Source organism: Sphingobacterium lumbrici, assembly GCF_006476045.1.
Classification (GTDB): domain Bacteria; phylum Bacteroidota; class Bacteroidia; order Sphingobacteriales; family Sphingobacteriaceae; genus Sphingobacterium; species Sphingobacterium lumbrici.
This window is the reverse complement of sequence record NZ_SRZY01000023.1, coordinates 449,133-461,130: the sequence shown is the minus strand read 5'-3', so window position 1 is coordinate 461,130 and position 11,998 is coordinate 449,133. Positions and strand designations below refer to the sequence as shown.

Below are 11,998 nucleotides of genomic sequence, written 5' to 3'. Positions count from 1 at the left end.
CAGGCACGCAATGGAAGGAGCTTTTATTTTAGAAAAATTAATATTGGTTGTCATCATTTTTACCATTTCGTTGGTAATTGCGATGTATTCTACTCTGGCAGAACGTAAGATCGCTGGGTTTATGCAAGATCGTTACGGGCCAGATCGTGCCGGCCTGTTTGGACTTTTGCAACCGCTCTGTGATGGAGGAAAATTCTTTTTCAAAGAAGAGATTATTCCGGCTGGAGCACATAAGCCTTTATTTATTATCGGACCAACACTTGCTATCATTACTGCATGTATTAGTTCCGCTGTAATCCCTTGGGGGCAGAATCTAACTATAGGAGACCGTGTGGTTTCCCTGCAGGTGGCTGATATCAACGTAGGTGTATTATATATATTCGGTGTGATCGCATTGGGTGTATATGGTATTATGATTGGAGGATGGGCGTCTAACAATAAGTTCTCGTTGATGGGAGCTATTCGTGCAGCGTCACAAAGTATCAGTTATGAAATAGGAATGGGATTATCCCTGATCGCCTTATTGATGGTTACGGGGTCGTTATCCATAGGTGATATCGTATCGCAACAGTCTGGTTTTGTCAATTGGAATATCTGGGTACAGCCCTTAGGATTCCTTATTTTCATGACCTGTGCATTTGCAGAATGTAATCGGGTGCCTTTTGACCTGCCCGAATGTGAGACGGAACTGATTGGCGGATACCATACCGAATATTCGTCTATGAAATTGGGTCTTTACATGTTCTCCGAGTACATCAATATGTTTGTTTCATCAGCACTGATGGCTGCATTGTATTTTGGTGGGTATAACTTCCCGTTCATGTATGAGTTGGGACTGTCAGAAAACTGGATCACGATTATAGGTGTCTTGGTGTTTTTCACGAAGATATTTGCTTTTATCTTCTTTTTCATGTGGATTCGTTGGACATTGCCACGTTTTCGCTACGATCAGTTGATGAAACTAGGATGGAAAATGCTGATTCCATTGGCCATAGCCAATATTGTATTGACGGGAATAATTACCATATTAAAGGATACGTATTTTTAGAAGGATAGAGAGCTAGAAGGTGAGAAGTTAGAAAGACCTTTTAACCTCTTAGCCCTTTAACCTTCTAGCCCTCTAACAAAAAAATAAAGCTATGCAATCATTAAGCAATAGAAAAAAAGTATTAGAACAAAAGCCAATGAACTTTTGGGAGCGTATATATTTACCTGCCATCGCGAAAGGGCTTAGTATCACCTTGAAGCATTTCTTCAAGAAGATTCCTACGATAAAATACCCGGAACAAATCCGGCCCTATTCAAAAAATTTCCGTGGGCAGCACTCGCTCAAACGGGATGAGGAAGGTCGCGAACGTTGTACCGCCTGTGGATTATGCGCATTGTCATGTCCTGCAGAGGCCATTACAATGATAGCAGCAGAACGCCAAAAAGACGAAGAGCATCTTTACCGCGAGGAGAAATACGCTTCCGTTTATGAAATTAATATGTTGCGCTGTATCTTCTGCGGATTGTGTGAAGAGGCCTGTCCTAAAGAAGCGATTTACCTGGATGGTTCCCATGTTACTGCAGATTATCTACGCAAGGATTTTATTTACGGTAAGGATAAGTTGGTCGAGCCAAAAATAAATTTGGTACAGTTAACACAGCAAAAATCATTATAAGATGTCCATATTTTACTTTGTCGCATTTTTGTCTATATTTTTTGCATTGATGACCATCTTCGCAAAGAATCCGGTACATAGTGTACTATATCTCGTTATTACATTTTTTACATTTACGGTGCATTACATCCTGTTGAATGCCCAGTTCTTAGCCGTTGTAAATTTCATCGTTTATATGGGCGCTATCATGGTACTTTTCCTTTTTGTCCTCATGCTCTTGAACCTCAATAAGGAAACCGAACCCATGAGATCCAATTTGGTCAAAATTATGGGTGCTATCGCGGGGATGTGTTTACTGGCAACACTTTTAGGCGCTTTTCGTGTGATTGAAGTCAATAATGACTATGTGACCGGCAATACAGATGTAGGTTTGGTGCAGAATCTGGGTAAAGTCTTATTCGATGAGTTTCTACTGCCATTCGAATTATCATCCCTTTTACTATTGACCGCAATGATCGGAGCCGTTTTATTAGCTAAAAAAGAAACAAAAGAATCTAATGGATAGTGTCATTCAACATATACAAGGAATACCATTAAATCATTATTTGATTTTTTGTAGTGTTATATTTTCTATAGGTGTCATTGGCGTATTGATTCGTCGTAACGTCATTATTATTATGATGTGTGTCGAGTTGATGTTAAATTCCGTAAACCTCCTGTTGGCAGCGTTCTCCGCTTATCGAGGCGATGCAAGCGGTCAAGTGTTTGTATTTTTCGTCATGGCACTGGCTGCAGCGGAAGTCGCGGTAGGGCTTGCCATAGTGATCATGGTGTACCGCAATACAAAATCTGTAGATATAGAATCATTAAGTAAACTACGTTGGTAATAATTAAGCATACCCGTATAATATGATAGAATTAGTTTGGTTAGTGCCGTTAAGCGCTTTAGTAGGATTTATAATAAATGGACTGGGACGAAACCTGTTACCTAAACCGGTAATCGGGATAATCGGTAGTGGTGCTATCCTGGTTTCATTCGTGATTAGCTGTGCTTTATTTGGTGAAGTAAATGCAGCCCGCCAAGCAGGAGAAACAGGCGTATTCACCTACCATCTGTTCGATTGGATCAGTGTAGGTTCGCTTAACTTTTCCCTGTCGTTCCTCGTTGATCCACTAAGTGCCATTATGCTGCTTATCGTCACAGGGATAGGATTTTTGATTCATCTGTATTCGATAAGTTATATGGCACACGATGCCGGATTTGGGAAGTTTTTTGCTTACTTGAATCTATTTGTCTTTTTCATGCTATTGCTTGTACTTGGATCCAATTATCTGGTTATGTTTATTGGATGGGAAGGCGTAGGATTGTGTTCGTACCTGCTTATCGGCTTTTGGTATAAAAATTCAAGTTATGCTTCTGCAGCTAAGAAAGCTTTCGTTATGAACAGGATAGGAGATCTTGGTTTTCTGATTGCGGTATTCTTTATTATTGCCACATTTGGTTCGTTGGAATTCAGTACGGTATTAGGGCAGGCAGCACAGATGTCATCTGGTGATTCGACCTTGCTGGTGATTACGTTATTGCTATTCATAGCAGCTACCGGAAAATCCGCACAGATCCCACTATTTACCTGGCTTCCTGATGCGATGGCGGGTCCGACTCCGGTCTCTGCGTTGATTCATGCCGCTACGATGGTTACCGCAGGGATATACATGATCGCGCGATCAAATATCATGTTTACCTTATCCCCCGTAACTATGCAGATCATCGCCGTTATTGGTGTTTGTACCGCATTATTGGCAGCATTGATCGCTATCACACAAAATGACATCAAAAAGGTATTGGCTTATTCGACCGTCTCCCAGTTGGGATATATGTTTTTAGGATTGGGAGTAGGTGCATTTACAGGTGCTTTTTTCCATGTTTTAACACATGCGTTCTTTAAAGCATTATTATTCTTAGGTGCAGGTTCTGTAATCCACGCTATGAGTAACGAGCAGGACATGCGTAGGATGGGGGGATTGAAAAAATCGCTGCCCATTACGTATGCTACCATGCTGATAGGTACCATCGCCATAGCCGGTATACCTCCGTTATCAGGCTTCTTTTCCAAAGACGAAATATTGGCCTATGCTTTTGTGCACAATCCCATATTTTGGGGAGTAGGATTCCTTGCAGCACTCTGCACGGCTTTCTATATGTTCAGACTACTGTATTTAACCTTCTTTGGCAAATTCAGAGGTACAGAAGAACAGCGCCATCACCTGCATGAGTCGCCTTGGCAAATGACGGTTCCGCTAGTTATTCTTGCTTTGTTGGCTGTGGTAGGTGGCTTTTTGAATGTTCCTGAAGCGTTGCACGGCAGTCATTGGCTTGCCAACTTCCTGACTCCGGTATTTGCGGATAGCCAAGCTGTAGCACAGCCGTTCCATTTGGATCATACAACAGAGTATATCTTAATGGGTATTTCGTCCTTAGCGGCTCTTATCATGGCTTTCGTTGCCTATTCAAAGTATGTAAAACGTGCGGATATACCTCAAGAAGATGGACAGCAACAGAGCCCATTGTACAACTTGTCTTACCGCAAATTTTACATCGATGAAATTTACGATGCTCTCATTGTACGGCCATTGTACGCCTTATCCAAGTTCTTTTATAAAGTTGTTGATCGTGAAGCAATTGATGGCTTGGTAAATGGTCTGGGAAATTTCTTTATTGTTTCGGGTAGAGGTATAAGGCAATTGCAGAGCGGGCATGTTGGATTTTATATTTTCATGATGGTAATCGGTGTGATCGCTATTATGTTGTACGGATTATTAAACCTATAGTTTATAATAATTGAAGTAATCAATGGATAACCTTTTTATACTACTGATATTACCTATAATTAGCGCACTGGTTTTAGCCTTTATGAAATCGACGACGATTTCAAAGTGGGCAGCGCTTGGTTTGTCGTTAACACAGTTCCTATTGACAATACCCTTCTTATGCCAGTTTGTCCCCGAGGGAGCGATCCAATTTGAGCAATCCTTCCCGTGGATAAAGAGCTTGGGTATTCATTTTCATATTGGAATAGATGGTATTAGCCTGCCTCTTGTTTTACTGACAAATGGTTTGATTCCGCTCATCGTACTTTCGACCTTTGGTAGATCCTTAAAAGGCAATTTCTATGCCTTGGTCGCTTTTATGCAGGCTGGGTTGCTATTGGTATTTACTGCCCTGGATGCATTTACATTTTATGTCGGATGGGAAATTGCACTGATTCCGATCTATTTTATTTGTGCACTATGGGGAGACGGTGATCGCATAAGGGTCAACCTTAAATTTTTTGTATATACTTTCCTGGGAAGTATATTTATGTTGGTCGCTATAATCTATTTATATCATCAAACACCAAATAATGATTTTGAATGGACTTCTTTTACTGGATTAGCCTTAGCCGATCCTACGCAAAGATGGATATTTTGGGCCTTTTTCTTAGCTTTCGCTATTAAGATTCCTATCTTTCCGTTCCATACCTGGCAACCGGATACCTATACCCATGCGCCCGCTGCAGGCACGATGTTATTGGCTGGTATTATGCTGAAAATGGGTGTTTATGGATTGATCCGTTGGCTGATTCCGATTGCACCTCTTGGCGTAGCAGCATACGGTCAGCTCGCATTGATCTTATGCGTGATCGGTATTGTGTACGCCTCTATCATTGCATTCAAACAGCGGGATGCCAAACGGCTTATTGCTTATTCGTCTATTGCACACGTCGGACTGATCAGTGCAGGTGTATTTGCCTGGAATCAAGAAGGTCTGCAAGGTGCGATGATGCAGATGGTAAATCACGGTATCAGTGTCATCGGATTATTTTTTGTAATTGATATTATAGAAAGAAAGACGCAAACCCGATCATTACGTGATCTCGGCGGGCTTGCGAACAATATGCCAAAATTGGCCGTCTTTTTCCTGATTATCATAATGGGAGCAGTAGGGTTGCCATTAACCAATGGCTTTGTCGGTGAGTTTTTGTTACTCAAAGGTATTTTTGACTATGGTGTATGGTTTGCCGTCTTTGGTGGGCTCACGTTGATATTGGGAGCCGTTTACATGTTGCGGTTGTATCAGCGAACCATGTTGGGTGAGTTAGCGGAACAACAAGCGGGTGTCGTCGACATAAAAGGTCACGAGCTTGTCTTGCTCACGATTATATCAATCCTTATTGTGTATTTGGGGATATTTCCGAACGGATTATTGCAGTTATCTGAGGCTTCCGTCTTGCAAATATTACAAGAGGTTAAATTTTAATATAGCGAATATTATATAAGAAAAGAATTATGGGTGCGATTATAACGCTGTCTTTATTAGGAATATTAGTATTGTATTTAGGGCTGTATAAAGCCAAGAATGCTTTATTGCCCGTGACATTGCTCGGGTTAGTAGTGGCGCTGGGTTTTGAAATAGCTGCATGGGACACAGGCGCTACGCCTATATATCATGGAATGGTGGTGTTTGACAACCTTGCGCTGTCGTTTTCTATCCTTTGTATTGTCATTACTGGATTGATATTACTGCTTTCCAAAGAATATTTTAGGGCTATTAGTAGTAATGTTGCTGAGTATTATACATTAATACTGTTCTCGCTGACGGGTGCATTGTTGGTCAATTCCTACCATAATTTTGCGATGCTTTTTGTTGGAATAGAAATCATGTCAGTTGCACTTTATATATTGGTGGGTATACGAAAAACCGATTTCAACTCGAATGAAGCGGCTTTAAAATACTTCCTAATGGGAGCCTTCTCTACAGGCTTTTTATTGTTCGGAATTACCCTATTATATGGGGCGACTGGAACATTCGATATTACCGGAGTGAAAGACTATGTGATCGGTAATCCGCAGACGATCTCTCCATTGTTCTATGGTGGGATATTGCTGCTCTTGGTCGGCTTATGTTTTAAAATAGGTGCAGCACCATTTCATTTTTGGACACCGGATGTATACGATGGGGCTCCCATATTGATTACAAGTTACATGAGTACGGTCGTGAAAGTAGCTTCCTTCGCTGGTTTCTTGCGCCTATTCAGCTATGTATTTGTTCCCTTACATGATTATTGGACACCGGTTCTACTCGTTATCGTGATTATTACCTTATTTATGGGTAATATCAGTGCGTTGATGCAAACCAGCTTTAAGCGTATGCTGGCTTATTCGAGTATAGCACATGCCGGTTATATGTTGTTTGCTATTGTCGCAATAGGAGCAGATTCTGCCTCAGGCATCTTTACCTACGCGATTGCTTATTCGTTAGCTTCTGTAACCGCTTTTGGAGGGTTGATATTGGTAAAGCGAGCACATGGATCGGATCAATTTATTGCATTTAACGAATTGGGAAAGACAAATCCGTTATTGGCCATTGCAATTACTATAGCCATGCTTTCGTTGGCAGGTATTCCCCTTACAGCGGGATTTATTGGAAAGTTTATGATGTTTCATACTGTCATGCAGGATTATAAAATTACGCTGTTGATCCTTGCGGCCATTAATGCGGCGATAGGTGTTTTTTATTATCTGCGGGTTGTGGTGCACATGTATTTCAAGTCTGCGGATGAAGGAGCTGTGGAGGTAAGTGTACCGCTGAACTTTAAAATCGTTTTTATCATTGCCACGCTAGTTACCATTTTAATAGGACTGTATCCGGATTGTATCTTGAGCATACTGTAAAAGAAATAATTAGTTATGGTAAAAGAGGTTTTTCGCTAGAAAAACCTCTTTTTTCTTGCATTAAATTTTGAACGTTATCTACAAATTGTATCTTTATAATTGACCAAGGTTGTTATGCGCAGAGAAGGAAAATTGTTGCTATTACGTATGTTTCTTATAGGAGTCATTGTGAAGTTCACAATCATCTCTGCATTGGCTCAATCTATTTTTAAAGGTCAGGTGATAGATGAAGAGTCGCACAGGCCGATTTCGGGAGTAAGTATTGTCGTGAAAGGAAGTACCTTAGGTACGTCCACTGATGCTTCGGGACAGTTTTCGATCCCATTCGATTCTTCTTCCGAGTTGATAGTCATGATTAAGGCGCTCGGCTATTTATCACGCGAAGTTCCTATTTATCCGCAGGACTCTTTATTGACTCTGTACTTGAAACCCGATCAAAACGAAATTGAAGCGGTCGATATATTCCGAAAAAGAAAGTATTCCAATAGAAATAATTCCGCCGTTGAACTTATTGATCTGGTGATCCAGAATAAAGGACGAAACAGACTTTCGAGTAGGGATAGTCTATACTTTAAGCAGTATGAAAAAATAAAATTTGGATTGGTTGATCCGCCAAGTTCAACCAGAAACAGTCTCGGAAGCTTGAGTTTTTTCTTTCGGAATATTGACACCTCCGTAGTGGCTGGCAAAGAACTGCTCACCCTATATATGGAAGAAAATATCTCGGACAACTATTCCCAACAAAGCCCTTCCCGTCAAAAGAAAATTATCCGCGCGCAGGAGAAAACAGAATTTGATGCACGTTACATCAATAATCCAAACGTGCAGTCGTATATGAATTACTTGTTTCAGTCGGTCGACATCTATGACGAAAGTATATTTTTTCTTAATAAGCTCTTTTTAAGTCCGATTGCCGATAACGGTAAGATTTACTATAAGTACTATATCCTTGATACGGTTCGTACGCCGAAGGAACTCTACGTGAGGCTAGCTTTCGAACCACGTAATAGTACAGACCTCCTACTAAGAGGAGAGCTACAGGTCTCTCTTGATGGTAGGTACGCAGTGAAACAAGCCAGCATGCATGTAGGCAAAAATACCAATATCAATTGGATAAATGAATTTGATATTCGTTTAGCATATTCGCCAGATCAAGATGGTATTATGCTACAGGATACAGCATTGGTACGGGTGTTATTTGGAAGAGGTAAGACCGATGTGATATTCGGAGAGCGCCTGAGTGTCAATGAAGATTATAATTTGAGGATGCCTCTTCCTGAAGGATTGTTTGCCGGAGCACCAATTGAAACAAAATTGGATGTCTATTCTCTGGTTGCGCAAAATCGCCCAGTTGCTTTAAATCCTGTCGAGCAGCGTACATACGACGATGTAGATAGCATCAACAACTTGAAATCCTTTAAGACACTGCTCTCTCTGGGATACCTGCTTTCACAAAGTTATTATTCATTAGGAAAGGTGGAGCTAGGACCACTAGAATACGCATATCATCAGAATAATCTAGAAGGCAATCGCTTTAGATTGGGCGGACGTACGACAGAGGCTTTTTCAGATAAAGTTTATTTGGAGGGATATCTGGCCTACGGAACGCGGGACGAGGCATGGAAGTATTTTTTAAGATCTGCCGTATCGCTAAATGGAAAATCTATCGCAACTTTTCCTGCCCACTATATCGAGGGCACCATCCAGCACGATGTATTTGACCCGGGTAGAGGTATCGGCTTTTTAAAGGGCGATAGTTTCTTTCAGGGGTTTCGAACCAATAGACCACAAAAATGGTTGTCCTCCGATGCATACCGATTGGGACATGTAGTAGAGTTTGGTAATCATTTCAGCCTTTCTACAAACCTGACCCATCAGCAGCGGGTACCGGTAGGTGATTTGCGTTTTCCGCTAGCAATAGATACAACCCAATTTTTAGACCGAATCAATACGAATGATGTACAGTTGACGCTCCGATGGGCACCTTTCGAAAAGTTTTATTACCGTAACCTCCGGAGGACGACAGTTGTCGAAAAATATCCAATTTTCAGCTTGCAATACAACAAGGGATTGGAAGGTTTTTGGACGTCATCATATAATTACGATGCGTTACGGTTTTTTGTATCCAAAAGATGGTTTCTAAACCAGCTTGGCTTTGGAGATATGACTTTTTCAGTAGGTAAGATTTGGGGCGATTTGCCGTATCCTCTTTTGGAAATGCCGAATGTGCAGGAAATCAAAGATCGTCATACCATATCCTATGAACTAACGAATAATATGGAATTTGTAGCCGATCAGTTCCTTAAATTTTCCTATGATCACCAGCTACAGGGGTTTATATTTAATAAACTTCCACTGATCAAAAAGTTAAAGTTGCGCGAAGTGTTTGGCGCGAAAATGTTCTATGGTAACTTGTCGACGTCAAATAATCCTTATAATGGTGTGGGAGGGGTTCATTTTGATAATGATAGAGATGGAAATACGATAACTCATGTATTGGGTAAGGATCCATATTGGGAAGGGTATATCGGGATCGGTAATATTCTTAAAGTACTGAAGGTAGAATATATAAAGCGACTCAATTACCTCGATCATGCAGGGGTCAATAAAGAACGAATTCGAATTGCGCTCCATTTTGATTTCTAAGTGGGGTTAATGTTGTTATCAACGCATTTTTACATGTAAAATAGGGCTGGTGTCTGTGGAAGCAGCAGCGGGTATTGCACCCTTCATTGAAAAGCAAAAACCAAATTTCTGAAATATTGTTATATACAGTATCACAAGTGTGTTGCCCGAAATAACTATCTATATATGAACAATACTGTTTTTTCGCAGAAGGAAAGGAATATCATTATCCTCATTATTGTTCTTTTTCTTGGCGCTATACTCCTATATGCATTAAAAGGGATTTTTAGCGCTATTCTCGGGACGTTGGTTATGTACACCCTATTTCGTAATCTTAATCGATTTTTAATAGAAAAGTGGCGTTGGCCTAAATCGTTCTCCTCGGTCTTTATTATCCTTATTTCCCTTTTTATCATTGTCCTTCCGTTTGTAGGTATTGGCTCGATGCTCGTGAATAAAGCAAGGGAATTACAAAGTAATCCTGAATGGATCAACAGTATTATTGACGCGATCAATACATTCGTCGGGGATAAGTTGGGGAAACCTGATTTTCTAAAAGAACAGATCGAGTCCAGCGCAGCCTATGCGGGAGGATTGTTGACTGCCGTTTTGGGTATGGCAGCCAATATGTTTTTAGAAGTGACGGTTATGTATTTTATCCTGTATTTTCTATTTGTCAACTATAAAGGCTTTGAGAATGGGATCGTTCATTATTTGCCATTTGATGATGAGAATGCGATTATCTTTGGCGAAGAGCTAAAGAACATAACCTATTCGAATATTATCGGACAAACGTTTATTGCTATTGTGCAGGGAGGATGCCTTTCTTTGGGGTTTTGGATCTTCGGCGTTTCTGATCCATTATTTTGGGGGGTCATTTGTGCAATCATGTCGTTTATTCCACTTATCGGTCCGCCGTTGATTTTTGTTCCCGCATCGTTGATCTTATTCACGGATGGGCAGAGTTGGCAGGCGGTTGGGCTGCTACTGTGGGGCTTTGGGCTTGTCATCAATATTGATAATGTATTGCGGTTAATCATCGCAAAAAAGATAGGGGATATTCATCCGCTTATTACGGTGGTGGGTGTTATAATAGGTCTGCCTCTGTTCGGAATTATGGGCCTAGTATATGGTCCGCTTCTTTTAGCGTACTTTTTAATTGCCGTAAAAATTTATAAAGCCAATAAACGCTTGGCATTAAAGCGAGAGCAACTGGAACAAGATCAACGTTAACTATTCCACTACGTAACCCAACATATAAGTGTTAAATTTTTCATAATGCACATGAAAGCTATATTCCTCATGTCCTTTTTTTAGTGTCAATGTCATCACCCCCTGTGCCTTATAGTTAAAAGGCTGTATGGTCATGTCATGCAAAAAGGAAACCCCTTTATTCCCCTGCAACTTATAAACAGCTTCCTTGGCACACCAACAGGCATATAGCTGTTCAATTTCATATTCGGTAGAAATAAAGCTCAGCTCTTCCGGTTTAAGAAATTTTTCTTTAATACGTAATACCTTATCTTTTACAATTTCCAGGTCGATGCCACATTCTCCGTTGGTACTCAATATCACACCCGCATAATCGAAAGAGTGAGTCAGGGAAATTTTATACGGAAAATCCGGCAGGTACGGTTTACCATTGGCATCCGAAGGGCAATTGATATACTCGTTCGTCTGTAGTAAATAGCGCAGCAGCACGCGAGTCGCCAGCCAGTGCAACGTTCGTTTGCCTTTGCTCAGCTGTTGGAGTTTTGCTTTTTCCCGATCATCCAACTGAAGTTTCGTCAAAAGATCCTGTGCACTTTCTTCAATTTTCCAAATCGCAAATTTGGTAGTGCTGTCTAACTCTCTTAAATATACCAGTGCCATAGATAAAAGTAAAAAGTAAAAAGGGAAAAGTCAAAATTAAAAGTTTAAACCTTCCTTTTTAATCCCTTAATAATTAAAAGTTGCTTGGATTCAAGTAATAACGTATTTTTCCTCGTTAAATAAATTTTCAAAGGCTGAGGAGAGACCGAAAATTTGACTTTATATATACGATTAGAATTGCATGT

At 40.6% G+C, this 11,998-nt stretch carries 10 protein-coding genes; 9 read left to right on the top strand and 1 reads right to left on the bottom strand.

Annotated elements, in window-relative coordinates; all coding sequences use genetic code 11:
• The first annotated feature begins 10 nt into the window (after window positions 1-10).
• The 9 genes from nuoH (at window position 11) to E4F24_RS07345 (ending at window position 11,174) form a co-directional block, all read left to right on the top strand.
• Window positions 11-1,048: an NADH-quinone oxidoreductase subunit NuoH gene (gene nuoH, locus E4F24_RS07385; protein WP_140938043.1), complete on the top strand. Its 1,038-nt coding sequence runs from the start codon at window positions 11-13 to the stop codon at window positions 1,046-1,048.
• A 91-nt stretch (window positions 1,049-1,139) separates the two neighbouring features.
• Complete coding sequence (locus E4F24_RS07380) at window positions 1,140-1,664, top strand: NuoI/complex I 23 kDa subunit family protein (protein WP_140938042.1); 525 nt, start codon at window positions 1,140-1,142, stop codon at window positions 1,662-1,664.
• A gap of 1 nt (window position 1,665) precedes the next feature.
• A complete protein-coding gene (locus E4F24_RS07375; protein ID WP_140938041.1) occupies window positions 1,666-2,169 on the top strand; it encodes an NADH-quinone oxidoreductase subunit J family protein in 504 nt (167 codons plus the stop codon).
• A complete protein-coding gene (nuoK, locus tag E4F24_RS07370; RefSeq protein WP_140938040.1) occupies window positions 2,162-2,491 on the top strand; it encodes an NADH-quinone oxidoreductase subunit NuoK in 330 nt (109 codons plus the stop codon). Before E4F24_RS07375 ends, nuoK begins: the two co-directional genes overlap by 8 nt.
• A 22-nt stretch (window positions 2,492-2,513) precedes the next feature.
• A complete protein-coding gene (nuoL, locus tag E4F24_RS07365; RefSeq protein ID WP_140938039.1) occupies window positions 2,514-4,433 on the top strand; it encodes an NADH-quinone oxidoreductase subunit L in 1,920 nt (639 codons plus the stop codon).
• A 22-nt stretch (window positions 4,434-4,455) separates the two neighbouring features.
• Window positions 4,456-5,901 carry a complex I subunit 4 family protein gene (locus E4F24_RS07360; protein ID WP_140938038.1) on the top strand — a complete coding sequence of 482 codons (1,446 nt, stop codon included), beginning with the start codon at window positions 4,456-4,458 and terminating at the stop codon, window positions 5,899-5,901.
• Window positions 5,902-5,930: 29 nt separating this feature from the next.
• Window positions 5,931-7,316: an NADH-quinone oxidoreductase subunit N gene (locus E4F24_RS07355; protein ID WP_140938037.1), complete on the top strand. Its 1,386-nt coding sequence runs from the start codon at window positions 5,931-5,933 to the stop codon at window positions 7,314-7,316.
• A 114-nt stretch (window positions 7,317-7,430) separates the two neighbouring features.
• Window positions 7,431-9,962 carry a DUF5686 and carboxypeptidase-like regulatory domain-containing protein gene (locus E4F24_RS07350; RefSeq protein WP_140938036.1) on the top strand — a complete coding sequence of 844 codons (2,532 nt, stop codon included), beginning with the start codon at window positions 7,431-7,433 and terminating at the stop codon, window positions 9,960-9,962.
• Between the two features lie 165 nt (window positions 9,963-10,127).
• Window positions 10,128-11,174: an AI-2E family transporter gene (locus tag E4F24_RS07345; protein ID WP_140938035.1), complete on the top strand. Its 1,047-nt coding sequence runs from the start codon at window positions 10,128-10,130 to the stop codon at window positions 11,172-11,174.
• Here the strand turns inward: E4F24_RS07345 and E4F24_RS07340 are convergent, their stop codons facing one another.
• Window positions 11,175-11,813: a 4'-phosphopantetheinyl transferase family protein gene (locus tag E4F24_RS07340; RefSeq protein ID WP_140938034.1), complete on the bottom strand. Its 639-nt coding sequence runs from the start codon at window positions 11,811-11,813 to the stop codon at window positions 11,175-11,177. It abuts the gene before it with no gap.
• Window positions 11,814-11,998: the final 185 nt, after the last annotated feature.